At 53.0% G+C, this 15,598-nt stretch carries 14 protein-coding genes; 10 read left to right on the top strand and 4 right to left on the bottom strand.

Going from position 1 to position 15,598, the window contains the following annotated elements:
• Positions 1–931 (bottom strand): alpha-glucan family phosphorylase (gene glgP / locus D5S03_RS10850; RefSeq protein ID WP_287043981.1); only part of this gene is annotated, 931 nt, incomplete at its 3' end.
• Between the two features lie 248 nt (positions 932–1,179).
• On the opposite strand from glgP, the gene dut reads away from it, so the two are divergent.
• From dut to proC, 10 genes are all read left to right on the top strand, one after another.
• On the top strand, positions 1,180–1,641 hold the full coding sequence (gene dut / locus D5S03_RS10845; RefSeq protein ID WP_008870843.1) for a dUTP diphosphatase: 462 nt from the start codon (positions 1,180–1,182) through the stop codon (positions 1,639–1,641).
• 23 nt (positions 1,642–1,664) lie between these two features.
• Positions 1,665–2,858 (top strand): aspartate aminotransferase family protein, encoded by a 1,194-nt coding sequence (locus D5S03_RS10840; protein ID WP_008870844.1) that lies wholly within the window; start codon positions 1,665–1,667, stop codon positions 2,856–2,858.
• Positions 2,859–2,883: 25 nt separating this feature from the next.
• Complete coding sequence (locus D5S03_RS10835; protein ID WP_144311537.1) at positions 2,884–3,141, top strand: hypothetical protein; 258 nt, start codon at positions 2,884–2,886, stop codon at positions 3,139–3,141.
• Positions 3,134–4,021 (top strand): 50S ribosomal protein L11 methyltransferase, encoded by an 888-nt coding sequence (locus tag D5S03_RS10830; RefSeq protein ID WP_008870846.1) that lies wholly within the window; start codon positions 3,134–3,136, stop codon positions 4,019–4,021. The genes D5S03_RS10835 and D5S03_RS10830 overlap by 8 nt, the downstream gene beginning before the upstream one ends.
• On the top strand, positions 3,987–4,634 hold the full coding sequence (locus D5S03_RS10825; RefSeq protein ID WP_008870847.1) for an endonuclease III domain-containing protein: 648 nt from the start codon (positions 3,987–3,989) through the stop codon (positions 4,632–4,634). The genes D5S03_RS10830 and D5S03_RS10825 overlap by 35 nt, the downstream gene beginning before the upstream one ends.
• Positions 4,610–5,848: a murein hydrolase activator EnvC family protein gene (locus D5S03_RS10820; protein WP_008870848.1), complete on the top strand. Its 1,239-nt coding sequence runs from the start codon at positions 4,610–4,612 to the stop codon at positions 5,846–5,848. Before D5S03_RS10825 ends, D5S03_RS10820 begins: the two co-directional genes overlap by 25 nt.
• 255 nt (positions 5,849–6,103) lie before the next feature.
• Complete coding sequence (locus tag D5S03_RS10815) at positions 6,104–7,384, top strand: S41 family peptidase (RefSeq protein ID WP_008870849.1); 1,281 nt, start codon at positions 6,104–6,106, stop codon at positions 7,382–7,384.
• Positions 7,385–7,504: 120 nt separating this feature from the next.
• On the top strand, positions 7,505–8,719 hold the full coding sequence (locus D5S03_RS10810; protein WP_287043978.1) for a divergent polysaccharide deacetylase family protein: 1,215 nt from the start codon (positions 7,505–7,507) through the stop codon (positions 8,717–8,719).
• 31 nt (positions 8,720–8,750) lie between these two features.
• A complete protein-coding gene (gene ndk / locus D5S03_RS10805) occupies positions 8,751–9,170 on the top strand; it encodes a nucleoside-diphosphate kinase (RefSeq protein WP_008870851.1) in 420 nt (139 codons plus the stop codon).
• Positions 9,171–9,974, top strand: coding sequence for a pyrroline-5-carboxylate reductase (gene proC / locus D5S03_RS10800; protein WP_287043976.1), 804 nt, complete (start codon positions 9,171–9,173; stop codon positions 9,972–9,974). It begins immediately after the preceding gene.
• A gap of 25 nt (positions 9,975–9,999) precedes the next feature.
• On the opposite strand, the gene thiD is transcribed toward proC, so the two are convergent.
• From thiD to D5S03_RS10785, 3 genes are all read right to left on the bottom strand, one after another.
• Positions 10,000–10,803 (bottom strand): bifunctional hydroxymethylpyrimidine kinase/phosphomethylpyrimidine kinase, encoded by an 804-nt coding sequence (gene thiD / locus D5S03_RS10795; RefSeq protein ID WP_008870853.1) that lies wholly within the window; start codon positions 10,801–10,803, stop codon positions 10,000–10,002.
• Positions 10,800–12,491, bottom strand: a complete 1,692-nt coding sequence (locus D5S03_RS10790) for a glutamine--tRNA ligase/YqeY domain fusion protein (protein WP_008870854.1) — start codon at positions 12,489–12,491, stop codon at positions 10,800–10,802. The genes thiD and D5S03_RS10790 overlap by 4 nt, the downstream gene beginning before the upstream one ends.
• Before the next feature lie 334 nt (positions 12,492–12,825).
• The gene (locus D5S03_RS10785; RefSeq protein ID WP_287043975.1) at positions 12,826–15,378 is read right to left on the bottom strand and encodes a response regulator; all 2,553 of its coding nucleotides are present in this window, start codon (positions 15,376–15,378) and stop codon (positions 12,826–12,828) included.
• Positions 15,379–15,598: the final 220 nt, after the last annotated feature.

The following is a 15,598-nucleotide window of genomic DNA, read 5'->3' as shown; positions in this document are numbered from 1 at the left end:
ATACACTGCTTGAGGCCACCAGTTCCGTGGCAGCCTCAAAAGACATGCCATGATCCTGCATGAAGAGCTTTATCCTCTCCAGGCCGGCAAAAGCTGAATGGCCTTCGTTCATATGGATCACTCTGGGATTAAGGTCCATGGCATGCATGGCCCTTAAGCCTCCAATACCCAGGACGATTTCCTGTTTTATGCGCATTTCCCAGTCACCGCCGTAGAGCTGGGCGGTGATCTCCCGGTCCTGCGGATCATTGTCGCTTATATTGGTATCAAGAAGATATAGATCAATACGGCCGATATTGGCTTTCCAGACCCGCATGCTGACCTTGCGCTCCACCAGGTCCACCTGGACGGTCAAGGGGCTGCCGTCCTTGTTCCTGACCAGGGTCAGGGGCATCTGCTCGAAATCATTGACCGGGTATCTCTCCTGCTGCCATCCGTCATTGGTGAGGTACTGCCGGAAATAACCGTTCTGGTAACACATGCCGACAGCCACTAAGGGAAGGTTTAAATCACTGGCTGACTTTAAGTGGTCGCCTGCAAGCACACCCAGGCCTCCGGAGTAAATGGGCAGGGAAAGGCTTATGCCGTACTCGGCGCTGAAATAGGCCACCACCGGTTCTCCACCGCTTTTCTCAAATTCGAAGGAGGTCTTGGTGCTGGCTTTGTAGTTGTCCAGGCTGGCCTTGACCTGGTGCAGCCTGTCCCGGAAAAATTCGTCTCCGGCCAGATCTTCCAGAGTCTCCTTAGGCAAAAGATTTAAAAACTTCACCGGGTTCTGCCCGCTCTTGTGCCAGAGCTGATAATCTATCCGGCTGAAAAGCTCACTGATCTCGTGTTTCCATGAAAACCAGAAATTAAAGGCCAGCTCCCACAGCGGGGCCAGCTCCCCGGGCAGTCTGGGTATGACGTTGTATACTTTTAATGGCCGCATGCATATCCTCCGCTTTTTTTAATGAAATATAGTCCGGTAAACATTACCATATTAAAAAGGGTCTGCAGGCGCAGACAACCTCCCTTAATTTCTTGCCACCGTCTTGCCACCCATCAATGCAAATTGCAAGGCTCAATTAAACCTTGCAGGATAAACCCTCAGCAGGTATCTTTTTCTGAGGTCAGAAGTCAGAGGTCAGAGGACGTCGCTAAAGTCCATTGAATCAACTTGAAAAACATTAAGAGAATATGCACAACCACATCACCGTCAAAATCAAATTTCTTCCCCACTCCGAGCCTGGTGAAAATGGTCTTGAATATGCAACATCCGGTTCCGCCGGAGTGGATCTGAAAGCCTGGATCCAGGAAAACGAGATAACCCTCGCCCCTGGGCAGAGACATCCCTTTCCCGCCGGAGTGGCCCTGGAGATCAACGAACCCTCTGTGGCCGGCTTTGTTTTTTCCCGCAGCGGCCTGGGCACCAAACAGGGACTGGTGGTCAGTCAGGGGGTGGGCGTCATCGACCCGGACTACCGCGGGGAAATCATCGTCTCATTACTGAATAATTCCGGGGAACCAAAGACTGTTGCCAGGGGACAGCGCATAGCCCAGCTGATCTTCATGCCCTGGTTCAAGGCCCGGTTTGAAGAAGTTTCGGAACTGTCCCGGACCTCCAGGGGCGCCGGAGGATTCGGTCATTCCGGAGAGTGATGCCTCATCAAGGAGTAACAGAAATGGAAAACACCAGTTTAGAGCAAAAAACAGAAAAATACCTCTGCCCAACCTACGCCCGCTACCCTCTGGCGGTGAAAACTGCTTCGGGCTGCAGGCTTTACGATTTTCAGGGCCGGGAGTACATTGATCTTCTGGCCGGCATATCCGTGTGCAACCTGGGCCACTCTCACCCCGAAATCGTGCAGGCCATCTGCAGCCAGGCAGGCAAACTGGTTCACACAAGCAATCTCTTTTACCAGGAAGAACAGGTCCTTCTATCTGAAAAACTGGTTGAGACCTGCCACTTAGACAAGGTATTCTTCTGCAACTCCGGGGCTGAGGCCAATGAGGCCGCAATAAAACTAATGCGGCGCTATATGAGCCGGGTCAGGGGTGAAAACCGCCATGAACTCATCACCTTTTCCGGGTCCTTTCACGGCAGAACCCTGGCCACCATGACAGCCACCGGCCAGGACAAGATCAAGGAAGGCTTCGCCCCTCTTCCTGAAGGGTTCAGACATGTCCCCTTAAACGATGTTCAGGCCCTGGAGGATGCGGTGAATGAAAACACCGCAGCCATAATGGCTGAATGCATCCAGGGCGAAGGCGGCATAAAACTTATGTCTCCGGAATTCAAGAAAAAAATCAACGAGCTTCAAAGAAGCCGGGATATTTTGCTCATAGTGGACGAGATCCAGACAGGCATGGGACGAACCGGTTCTCTGTGGGCCTTTGAGCAGGAGGGCCTGGAGCCGGACATGTTTACATCCTCCAAGGCCCTGGCCGCGGGCCTGCCCATGGGAGCCCTGCTGGCCAGGGAGGAAGTCGCTTCGGCCTTTGGTCCTGGCAGTCACGGGACAACCTTTGGAGGCGGTCCACTGCCCTCTGTTGCCGCTCTCAAGTCCCTGGAAATAATCCAGCGCGACGGACTGTTGGACTACTGCCGGGACCTGGGGCAGTGGGCCGCAAATCGCTTTCGGGAAACAGGCCGCAAATGCCCCGGCACCATCAGGGAAGTAAGGGGCAGAGGGCTCATGCTGGGCATTGAGCTGGAGTTTCCGGGCAAGGATGTATGGCAGGCCCTGCTTGACAGGGGATTCGTGCTCAACCTGACCCAGGAAAGCGTGCTCAGGCTTTTGCCACCCCTGACAATAACCGGGCAGGACCTGGAGCAATTCGCTCTGGCCCTGGAGCAGGTACTGCAAAAACACTGACCAGGTCATGCAAGACAGCAATCATATGCAACAGGCCCGTGTCACGGGCATAAAAACAGCAGAACGTCTGGACCTCACCCCGCAGTGGGTGCGGCGGATACGGGTTGCCGGAGATTCCCTGAAAAAAGCCGTGCAGACGCTGCCCCGCGGAGTTCTAACCCCGGCTGTTATAACCCGTCAGGACATGTGGGAAATCAAGCACCACATGCTCATGCATGAAAAGCTCAGGGCCAGGCCGGTGCCGGAGCTGTGCCCGGGAAGGATAATAAAAAAATATGTTTAAACTGAAAATCAAAGCCGGCCCGGATGAAAAAGAGGCTCTGGAATCCCTTTTGTACGAGCACATTTCCTGGGGATGGGAGGAAGAGGAGCTTCCGGGACAGGCCCTGGTGTTCGACATTTATTTCCACCAGGAGGACGCCGGGCACCGGTTCAAAGAAGTGTCCCGGTCAATGTGCCCGCATATAGAGATCATGGAGGAAACAGTTCCTGTTCAGGACTGGAACAATGCCTGGAAGGACTTTTTCACCCCCATTGAGGTGGACCAGAGATTTGTGGTTCTGCCGGACTGGCTGCAACATGAAAAACAGGCGGCTGTCCCCATAATCATCACCCCCAAAATGGCTTTCGGGACCGGGCATCACGCCACGACATACCTCTGCCTGCGGGCTGTATCCCGTCTATGGGATCTGGGGTATTTGAAAAGCGGGCAAAATTTTCTGGACCTGGGGACCGGATCGGGCATCCTGGGCATTGCCTGCTCCAGGCTGGGCATGAGCGGGCTGGGAGTGGACATTGATCCTGTAGCCGTGGAAAATGCCCAGGAAAATACACGGATAAACAGGGTCGGGGAAATGTTTGAGGTGCGCGAGGGAGGCCTTTCCTCTCTCAGGCCTGACCAGAAGTTCAACCTGATCCTGGGCAACATACTGTCCTCCACACTGAAACAGCTGGCCCCGGACATCATCAAACACCTGGACGACTCCGCTATTCTTGTTCTGTCCGGGATCCTGACGGACCAGGCATCAAGTGTGGAAGAAAGATACGAGGCTCTGGGCCTGGGCCGTCCGGCCCGCCTGAATATGCAGGAATGGTCGGCCCTGGTCTGGGCCGGGGGGAAAGACAGCCGTGAGCAGCTCAACCTTGTTGATGCACTTTTATGAAACCCTCCTTGCTTCTCTTGGGCCAAGCCAGTGGTGGCCGGGAGAGACTCCTTTTGAAATCTGCGTGGGGGCTGTTCTGACTCAGAACACCAACTGGTCCAATGTTCAAAAGGCCATTAACAACCTGAAAAGCCGCGACCTGCTGCACCCCGAAAAAATGGCCTCTCTGGACGACGAGTTACTGGCCGAACTCATCAGGCCATCGGGCTATTTCAGGATAAAGGCCCGCAGGCTCAAGAATCTGCTGGAGTTTCTGCGCCTGGAATGCGCTTATCATCTCCCGGATCTGTCCAGCCAGGACCTGCAGCAGCTCAGAGACAAACTGCTGCAGGTAAAAGGCATAGGCCCGGAAACAGCTGACAGTATCCTGCTGTATGCCCTGGAAAAGCCAAGCTTTGTAGTGGACGCCTATACCAGTCGCATACTCAACAGGCATTTGCTGGTACATGAAGATATCGATTATCATGAACTCAGAGATTTTTTCATGGACCGCCTGCCCAGGGATGTGGCACTATACAACGAATACCACGCCCTGCTGGTGCGAACCGGCAAAAAGTGGTGCAACAAGAACAACCCCCGGTGCGACGGATGTCCGCTGGGATCGTATTTATAGTAAATACCAGGGTGACAACTATTTATCTCTTGAACAAAAATCTTTTCCCGGGAGTTCTAAATACCATTGACAAGGCTCCTGCCGGTATAAAAAATACAGCAGGCATGCTTCCAGGCTTTTCTTTGCTGATCATTTTGCTGCTGTGTTTTATCATGCTCCCCGGGCCCGCTCCGGCCTCTCATCCCGAGGATATTGAATCCGAAATTGAAAGCCGCAGGGAAGAGGTCAGCGAACATAAACGCACCCTGGATCGCCTGAGTACCAGGGAAAGAGAAGTCTATTCCCGGCTGGCCGAAACTGAAGACAGGCTGGACGAAATCTCCAGGGATCTGCAAAACCAGGAAGAGAAGCTGGCAGACCTGCAGGCCAGGGAAGCAAGGATATTCCAGGAATACCAGGATCTCAGCCGGGAAAGGGACAAAACCAGGTCCAGGGCCCGAGACATCATGGCCGACCTGTGGCCCATATACATAGAAAGCCGCAGTCAGGGACTGGCCGATATGCAGGACTGGGCCGAAATGGACCGTCAGGTTCAATGGCTGAGGGCCATCCACCAGGAAATGAACATCACCCTGGCCCGGCTGCATGAGCAGACCAGGCAGATCACGGGGAGGCTGGCTGATCTGCAGAGCGCCAAGGAGGATTTCGAGGATCAGCTTGGAGATGTCAACGCGCTGAAAGACCGGCTGCTGGAAAAAAAGCTGAAATTTGTCCGGGAACTCCAGGAAATAAGGGCTGAAAAACTGGCCAGGGAAGAGATGGTGGAAGAAATCATGGATGTAATCGAATCCTTGAACTACCGTCTCAAGGTGGTTACCGAAAGAGAATTTGAGGAACTTAAAGGACATCTGCCATGGCCTGCCAGCGGCGAAGTCAAGATGTCCTTCAGTCCTTCGGACAGCCCTCCCCACAACGGCAAGAGCATTTCCCTGGAGGAGAATGCACCGGTCAGGGCCATTTCATGGGGCAAAGTAGTGCATAATGATACCTTGCGCGGTTTCGGCAGAGTGGTTATTATTTTTCATGGAGATGACTACTACTCGCTTTATGCCTACCTGTCCGAAAGCACCGTCGCCATAGGCCAGGATGTGGAACAGGGTGAAACCATCGGCAAGGCAGGATATTACCCGGAAATAAATACTCATGGCATATATTTTGAATTGCGTTTACAGCAAAAACCTATTAATCCTGATGACTGGTTGAGCAAGTCATGACAGCTCTTCCAGCCTTGAGATGTGTCTGCAAAAAATTAACAAAAACGTATCATGTCAGCGCTTTTAAGGAAAGCAGGGGACAGGCACCCCCGCACTTATTTTTCTGTAGGTTGATTGACAGGTTTTAAAAATAAGTGCGGGGAGAGCCAGTCCCCATGCCACATGCAAAGCGCTGACATGATACACAAAAACAGCTGATCACCAAAGCTTGATATGCTTTGCCATACCCCAAACAAAAATATTCTGGAGGCAATAATGCGTATAAACCACCTGATAGGTACAATTGCAATTCTGCTGCTCCTTACTGTTGCCCCCTGGACCAGCCAGGCCAGGGACAACGATATGGACAGCCTCAAAATGTTCAGTGAGGTCCTGCATCTCATTGAAGACAACTATGTAGAAGAAAAAGACCGGGAGGATCTCATCCGGGGAGCCATCCAGGGGATGCTGCGCAACCTTGATCCCCACTCCTCCTACGTAGACCTGGATCAGCTCAGGATGATGCAGGAGGATTTTGAAGGCAAGTTCGGAGGCATAGGCATCCAGATAGGCATCCGGGACGGCAATCTTGTGGTCATCTCACCCATAGAGGGCACACCGGCCTACGAAGCAGGTCTTGAACCCGGGGACGTGATCATGGAAATTGAAGGGGAGCCCACCCAGGACATGGCCCTTACAGACGCAGTAAACAAAATCCGCGGCCCCAAGGGGGAGCCCGTAGAACTGACCATCCTCTCTGAAGGCTCTCAGAGCCCTGAAAAAGTAAAAATCGTGCGCGACGATATACCGGTGCACTCAGTCAAAAGCCAGGAACTGGAATCAGGATACCTGCACCTGCGCATCACTGACTTCAAGGCCACCACCACCGAAGACCTCAAGGAGGAAATCCGCAAGTACTCTTCGGAAAAAGAGATCAAGGGCATTGTTCTGGACCTTAGAAACAACCCCGGAGGCCTCCTGGACCAGGCTGTTTCAGTTTCCGACATCTTCCTGGATGACGGACTCATCGTTTATACCCAGGGCCGCGAAGAAGCGCAGCGCAAGGACTATTCAGCCACCAGCAGCGCCGAGGACGTTACTTCCCCCATGGTGGTCCTCATCAACGCCGGATCCGCCTCAGGTTCTGAAATCGTGGCCGGGGCCCTGCAGGACAGGAACCGTGCCCTGCTGCTTGGGGAGCCCACCTTCGGCAAGGGTTCGGTGCAAAGCATCCTCCCCGTGGCTGACGGGTCGGCCATCAAACTGACCATAGCCAACTACTACACTCCCGACGGACGCTCCATTGAAGCCGAAGGTGTAGCACCGGACATTCATATTCCCCACCGGGTTGATGCAGTTGATGAAGATGAACAGCAGCAGGAAATGCAGGAATCCATGATGCAGTTTCACATTGATCAGCCGGATGAAAGGCCTGACGACGAGGAAGAACGCTATTCCGAGGAAGTGCAGAAACTGCTGGATGAGGACAACCAGTTGCGCATGGCCCTGGAACTGCTGCGTTCCATGCCCAGAATACAGGAACTGAGCTACAACTGATCAACAAGACCCATGGCCACCTCCGGCAAAAATAAAACCGGTTCCCAAAAAAAAGCTGCTCCCCGGAAAAATTTCCCCTTGGGATATTTTTTCTGGGGTGCAGCAACCGTCATCACCCTTGTGTCCTTACTGGGAATCCTGCTTCTGCCTCCCAAAAAACAGTCTGCAGATACCAGCTCAGAAACACTTGCTCAAAAAAAAGAACAAGTTACCCACACTTCTTCTGACCCCGGCAAGACCCTGACTGCCACAGACAGAAAGTTTACCTACGAGGAAAAAGTGGGTACCGGTTTCGAGCAGAGAGTCTGGGAGGCTGATATGGCCATTTTGAATGTACTGGACAGGATGGGCAAGGATCAGGGCCATATCCTTCGCAACCGCGTGGACAACCGTTTTTTTTACGGCACTCCCTTCAATTTCCAGGAAATGTTTATTTATACCGATGACAGGCAAAAACAGTTCATCCGGCAGCTGGAAAAAGTCCTGGACAGCTTTGTAGCCAACGCGGAGATCAAGCCTCAGGATCCCAAGCGTCAGAAGTGGGCCATAAACATTTCAGGACATACCACTCACGTTCTGCACCTGGGCATTCAAAAGCCGGACAGGCAGAAGGGATCGGGCAGTCTGGTCATCATCATAGACGATCTTGGAGAATGTCTGGAGTTTGCCAGGAAGCTCGCTGAACTTAATTTTCCGGTAACATACTCCATTCTTCCCTACCTGCACAAGACGGAAGAAGTAGCGGAATTCGCATCAAAAAAAGATTTCGAGGTCATGCTGCACATGCCCATGGAGCCGGATACATACCACCGGGGAGTAGAACCGGGCCCGGGCGCTCTTTTTGTGGACATGACCCCCCGGGAAATAAGACGTCAGCTTGTGCACAGCCTGGAGCAGGTGCCTCAGGCCACAGGGATGAACAATCACATGGGGTCGGCCTTTACCCGGCATTACGAGGGAATGCAGGTAGTCTTTGAAGAGCTTGAAAAAAGGGACATGTTCTTTCTGGACAGCGTAACCACTCCAGACAGCGTTGCCCGGCGTCTGGCACGGGAAACCGGCCTGGATTTCATGCAGCGCCATGTCTTTCTGGATAATGTCCGGAGCATCCAGGCCATTACCTACCAGTTGCAGAAGGCGGAGCAGCTGGCTTCCAGGCACGGCATGGCCGTGGCCATAGGGCACCCGTATCCGGAAACGCTTGAAGCCCTGCAACAGTGGAGCAAAAACAGGGACGCAAAAATAAACATGGCCAGTGTGGACGAACTGTTGCTTCAGCAGAGAATCCGGGCCGTTTCCTCATCCAGTGACGGCCATACAGCCAGTGCAGATTAAATAAGATACTTAAAATAAAAAAGGAGAAAAAATGACTCAGAGGACACTTTCCATCATCAAACCGGATGCAGTACAAAGAAACCTGCAGGGTGCAATCATGAAAATGATTCAGGACAGCGGCCTGAAAATCGTGGCCATGAAAATGCTGCGCCTGAGCAAGGATGAAGCCCGGGGCTTCTACGATGTACATAAGGACAGGCCTTTTTTTGACAGCCTTACCGACTACATGTCTTCGGGACCAATAGTCGTCAGCATCCTGGAAGGAGAAAACGGCATCGACAAATACCGGGAGATCATGGGGGCCACCAACCCGGAAAATGCGCAGGAAGGCACCATCCGCAAGGCCTATGCCCTGGATATAGAAAAAAACTCGGTACACGGCTCTGATGCCCCGGAAACAGCACAGGTGGAAATGGCCTATTTTTTCAGTAAAATGGAGATGGTGGGTTAGATGAAAGCGCGTCTTGGACTTATCGGTACAGGCAATATGGGCGGGGCCATGGTCCAGGGCCTTGCTCATCGGCAGGATCTCGAACTGCACGGCTATGATCCGGACAAATCATGCCTGGAGCGCCTGGGCCGTGAATGCGGCTTGAAGCAACAGCCCGGTCCTGCAGAGCTGGCCAGGGACTGCGATTATGTAGTGCTGGCGGTCAAGCCGGGTCTTGCGCCCGCTGTGGCGGCAGAAATATCCTCAAGCCTGGACCGGTCCAAATGCCTCATCTCAGTGGCAGCCGGGGTGAAAACCGGAGACCTTGCCTTCTGGAGCAACAAGGCCTGTCCGGTGGTCAGGGTAATGCCCAACACTCCGGCCCTGGTTGGACGCGGCGTGTTCGCCCTCTGCCTGGAGGATGACACCCTTTCCCCGGAACAGGCCGGGTTTATTCAGGGTCTTTTCCAGGACCTGGGCCAGGTGCACGTGCTTCCGGAAAAATCCTTTGATGCCTTTACCGCCCTTATCGGGTCCGGTCCAGCCTATGTATACTATTTCATGGAAAGCATGGTGGATGCCGGGGTGTATATGGGTCTTGGCAGAGCCCAGGCCACGGAGATGGTTTTGGAGCTTTTTGCAGGCTCGGCCCATATGGCCCACAAGGAAAAATGTCATATCACCCAGCTGAAGGAGATGGTCACTTCCCCCGGAGGTACCACCACAGCCGGGCTGGGAGCACTGGAAAAAAGAGCGGTCAAGGCCGCTGTCCTGGAAGCAGTACAGGAGGCCGCCCGCCGCAGCAGGGAACTTGGCGGCAAGTAAACGCCGCAGCCCTGTGTTTCTACTTTCAGCTCAGGGCAGCTAAGTGGTTCACCGGACCGTGGCCCCTTCCCAGGGGAAAACTTTTCTCCAGGGCCAGCTGCAGATAGTCCCTGCCTTTGACCACCGCTGCCTGCATATCCATGCCCAGGGCCAGGTTGGCTGCTATGGCTGCCGAAAGCGTACACCCGGTGCCGTGATTACTGGTTGTATTGACCCTTGCCTTAGTAATGGCCAGGGGCTCTTGTCCCCGTATGCCCAGCCAGTCGGTGATATCATGAGTCGGACTGAAATGCCCGCCCTTTAAAAGCACACCCTCTGCACCCATATCCTGCAGCCTGACTATGGCCTTTAGAATATCATCTCTGGAACTTATCCGGTGCATGCCCGTCAAAAGCTCGGCTTCGGGACGATTGGGGGTGATAAGGGCGGACAGGGGCAGGATTTTATCTTTGAGGGCCTGCACAGCTTCGTCCTGCAGGAGCTTGTGCCCGCTCTGGCTTACGCAGACCGGGTCCACAACCAGGGGAAAGTCCGCGCCTTTCAGGGCCCCGGCCACCGCGGATATAATATCCGCCGAAAAAAGCATCCCGGTCTTGGCTGCACGTACAGGAAAATCATCCAGCACGCTTTGCAGCTGCAGGGCCACAAAGTCCGGTTCAGGGGCAAAAACACCCTGCACCCCGGTGGTATTCTGGGCGGTCAAGGCCGTGATCACTGACAGGCCGTAGACCCTGTGCATAGAAAATGTCTTGAGGTCCGCCTGAATCCCGGCTCCACCTCCTGGATCTGATCCGGCAATGGTCAATGTGCAGGGCAGAGGACTGGTCATTGGTTCTGCATCTTTTTTTCAATTTTGGCCCAGGTATCCTTGAGAGAAACAGTCCTGTTAAAAACCGGACTCTGGGGATGGCTTTCCGGATCTACACAAAAATAACCCAGTCTTTCAAACTGCAGAAAATCCCCGGGGGCAAGCTCTTTAACAGCCGGCTCCATCATGCAGCCATGCATCTTTTGCAGTGAATCCGGGTTCAATGTATCATCCAAACCAAGGCCCTTTTTTTCGTCCTGCAGGGGATTGGGCCTGGAAAACAGGCGGTCATAAATGTGCACGCTGGACTGCACAGCGTGAGCCGCCGACACCCAGTGCAGGGTCCCCTTGACCTTGCGTCCGTCCGGAGAATCCCCGCCTCTGGTCTCTGGATCATAGGTGCAGCGTATCTCCTGGATTTCGCCTGTTTGCGGGTCCCTGACCACTTCCCGGCAGGTAATAAAATAGGCATACCTCAGACGGACCTCGCGGCCCGGGGCCAGTCGGAAATACTTTTTGGGAGGGTCCTCCCGGAAGTCGTCAGCCTCGATATAAATCACCCCGGAAAAGGGAATACTGCGCGTTCCCATGCTCTCGTCCTCGGGATTGTTTATGGCTTCCAGTTCTTCTGAACTTTGCCCGGGATAATTGGTTATGACCACTTTGACCGGGTTTAATACCCCCATATACCTGGGAGCCCGCCTGTTCAGGTCTTCGCGGATGCAGTACTCCAGCAGGGACATGTCCACCACGTTGTCGCTTTTGGCCACCCCGATGAGATCGCAGAACTTCCGGATGGAACCCGGTGTATATCCGCGGCGTCTGAGACCGGATATGGTGGGCATCCTGGGATCGTCCCAGCCATGTACGTGGCCTGCCTGAACCAGCTGGGTAAGCTTGCGCTTGCTCATTACCGTGTAGTTCAGGCTAAGCCTGGCGAACTCTATCTGCTGAGGGTGACATTTTACCCCCAGTTTCTCCAGAAACCAGTCGTAAAGGGGCCGGTGATCCTGAAATTCCAGAGAGCACAGGGAATGAGTGATGCCCTCTATGGAATCCGACAAGCAGTGAGCGTAATCATAAGTGGGGTAAATGCACCAGGCATCCCCGGTCCGGTGATGCCTGGCCTTGAGGATGCGGTAGATTACCGGGTCACGCATATTGATATTGGCAGAAGCCATATCGATTTTTGCCCGCAGAACATGGGCTCCTTCTTCGAAGCTCCCCTTTTTCATTTCCTGAAAAAGATCCAGGTTCTCCTGCACGCTGCGCTCCCTGTAGGGGCTGTTTCGGCCCGGCTGGGTAAGGGTGCCCCGGTAACTGCGGATTTCTTCCGGACCCAGGCTGCAGACATAGGCCTGTCCCTGCTGGATAAGCTGAAGTGCATACTCATAAAACTGCTGAAAGTAATCAGAGGCATAGTAAAGATGCTCTCCCCAGTCGTAACCGAGCCACTTTACGTCCTCAATGATGGAATGCACGTATTCCGGGTCTTCCTTCTTGGGGTTGGTGTCGTCAAAACGCAGGTGACACCGTCCGCCGTACTTTTTTGCCAGCCCGAAATTGAGACAGATGGACTTGGCATGGCCGATATGCAGATAACCGTTGGGCTCAGGGGGAAACCTGGTCACCACGGTATTATGCTTGCCGCTTTTAAGATCCTGCTCGATTATATCCTGGATAAAATGGGACGCTTCTGCTGTTTCCATAAAAGCTAAAATTCCTTGATTCACGGCTGAATGGGTTTGCCTTTCTCTTCTGACCTCTGACTTCTGATTCCGATTTGCATTCAAGATGATCTTTATGCCCATTGTCATCAAATGTTTGACACCACAGAGATTCACAGAGAAAAAGGCGTAAGATGACACTGCTAACTCTGTGTACCTCTGTGTCCTCTGCCTGCCCCGTTGAATTTCTTCCATTCAACCGGGGTGGTAAAATTTTTTTCTGGTTTTCCGAACTTAGTGATATTCATAACTGTCTGGAGAAATCATCTTGATTGCAACTTGGAATGACTTCTGATTCCTGACTTCTGACCTCTGACTACTGAGCCTTGACCAGGTATCTGCGAATCATTTTCATCAATTCACTGTTGTCCACCGGTTTGGAAAGATAGGCATTCATGCCGGCCTCGAAACAGTGCTGCCTGCTTGCAGCATCAGCCAGGGCGGTGACAGCGACAATGGGAACCTGTTTGAGTCCGTCAAAATCACCCTTCCTGATCATCCTGGTCAGTTCATACCCGTCATGTACAGGCACCATGACATCCATAAGGATAAGTGAGATGTCCTGGTTGCTTTTCAGCACCTCCAGGGCCTCACGCCCGTCCATGGCGGTAAGCACATTGAACCCCTTCTTCTGCAGCATGCGCCTTATGAGCATGAGATTTATTTTTTCATCTTCCACTATGAGTATGCATTTGTTTTCCGGATTTAGAATCTCCTCGTATTCCGGGAGGTCTTCTTCTGTTTCCCGTCCGGGCTCCAGTTCCAGAATAAAATAAAAGGTGCTTCCCAGGCCCTTTCTGGATTCAACCCCTGTTTCCCCGCCCAGGGAACGTACAAGCTGCCTGCATACACTAAGACCGATACCCGTGCCCTGGTAGCGCTTGAACTGAATATCGTGCTCACCGATAACAAACGGCTCAAAGATGTCTTTCTGCATTTCATGGGGGATGCCGCCTCCTGTATCCTCTACTTCAAAAAGAAGAGGAACAGTGGTGGCCTCGCTGTCCTGTCTGCTGTCGGACTGTTTTGAAATCCTCAACACTACCTTTCCTTCATGCGTGAATTTGACTGCATTGTCCACTAAGTTCCATACGATCTGGCGCAGCATCCCCACATCGGAAACCAGCCAGGAGGGCACATCTTCCTGAATATCCAGCTCCAGGCCGATCTGTTTGTTGCGGGCCTGGGGCTGAAAAAAACTCACCAGCTTGCTCATTTCCTCATGCAGGGCAAAAGGCTGTGGATGGACCTGCTGGATATCATCCTGCAGCGAGGACAGTTCAAGTATCTTGTTCAAAGAGGCCAGAAGCTGACTTGATGAATTAAGGGCCATTTCTACATATTCTTTTTCCGCGGGTTTCAGTTCGGAATCGGCCAGGGTCTGCAGAACGCTCATAATTCCGTTCAGAGGGGTGCGCAGTTCGTGATTCATGTTTTCAAGAAACCTGTCCTTGGCCCTGTTGGCTGTTTCAGCCGACTTCTTGGCCTGGCTCAGTTCCTGTTCCATGAGCTTGCGCTCGGTCATATCCACGTTGGTCCCTGCCATGCGCAGAGGCCGGCCCTGTTCATCGCTTTGCACCACCTTGCCCCTGGTGAGTATCCACAGGGTCTCTCCGTTCTTGCTTACCGCCCTGTATTCAATGGAAAAATTCTGAGGTTGTCGCAGGTACTCATCCATCTTTTCCTTGACCTGGTCCTTGTCTGCAGGATGAATAACCGCAAGAAAACTTTCATAGTTCTGGGGCAGTTCGTAAGGCTCGTATCCCAGCATGGTATACCACCTGGGACTGAAATAGGTTGTGCCGGAACGGATATCCCAGTCCCATATGGCATCCTGGGTGGCTTCCATGGCCAGGGTGAAAATCTCGTTGGTCTTTTGCAGCTCTCTTTCCACCTGTTTTCTCTTGGCCCGGTGGCGCAAAAACCATACCCCGTAGCCCATGTTCCGGGCCACGCTTTCTAAGTATTCCCTGGTCTCCCCTGTAAAACCCCCCGAGCGTTGCGAGGTGATGGTCAGAGCTCCGAAACCCACTCCGGAATAAGCAATGGGCAGGGATAAAACCTCCTTGATGCCGACCTTGTTGAAAATCTCGGCCCAGCACTTCATTTCGGGCTTTTTGTTCACGTCATCCACATAAGCCGGCTGGCCTGTCTTTATGGCCGCAGCAGTGGGCCCCTGCCCGTATGGACTTTCATCCCAGTGGATTTTAAGCTCTCCTGCCAGTTCCTTTTTGGGGCCGCTGGAAGCCATTATTTTAACACTTTGTTCACTGTCCCTGCGGGCATAGCCAACCCAGACCAGGGGATAGCCTATCTGGCTGGAGATGGTCTGACACACATTCTGCAGCATTGTCTGCTCGTCATCGGCCTTTATGATGATCTCGTTGCAGCGGCTGAGCGCTTTGAGGATGGTGTTGGTATGCCACAGTTCCTGCTCCAGGGTGTCCATCCTGTTGACCCGCCAGTCAAGCTGAGCCCTGAGATTCAGGTTCATGGCGCGCAGCTCGCTGATTAAAAACAGGTGCTCCAGGCGGCTTTTAAATTCACCCCGGCTGCAGGTAACATTCAGCACGCTGTCCGCTTGCACCTCGCCTGCAAGCTTGGCCGGTTCCTCGTCCTGGTAGAGCATTAAAATGGAAAACCCGCTTTCGTGAAACTTTTTGCGCAGTGCCAGGGACGGGCCATCCTGGTAATCCCGTACAACCTGCTCATCCAGGATACAGACGTTTATTTCAGAATGGACCATTAGATCCTCAAGCTCGCCTGGTTCCAGAACCCGCACTGAGGATTCGGGGAAATACGCCTGACAAATTTCTTCAACAAGTTTTTGCAGGCCCTGGTTACGGGACAGGATGTATATTGCAGACATGCTTTTATATCTTTACGTTCCTTACGGGTATTTTGGATAGAATCGGGCAAGGGCAGGACTGCCTTTTGCACAGGCTGGTCCGGTCTTTAGCAGACCCCTCCTGAACTGGATATCTATCCGGCACATTTTTTTAAAACGGCTGCTTTCAACTTTCTTATCTTTCATCATAACCCGGAATAGAACACTTGTCCATTACGGGTTTCCTGCCTTAAGATACGCT

The sequence above is a fragment of the Desulfonatronospira sp. MSAO_Bac3 genome, assembly GCF_003838035.1.
GTDB lineage: Bacteria > Desulfobacterota > Desulfovibrionia > Desulfovibrionales > Desulfonatronovibrionaceae > Desulfonatronospira > Desulfonatronospira thiodismutans.
The sequence above is the reverse complement of the archived record's forward strand: the minus strand, read 5'-3'. Positions and strand labels throughout refer to the sequence as shown.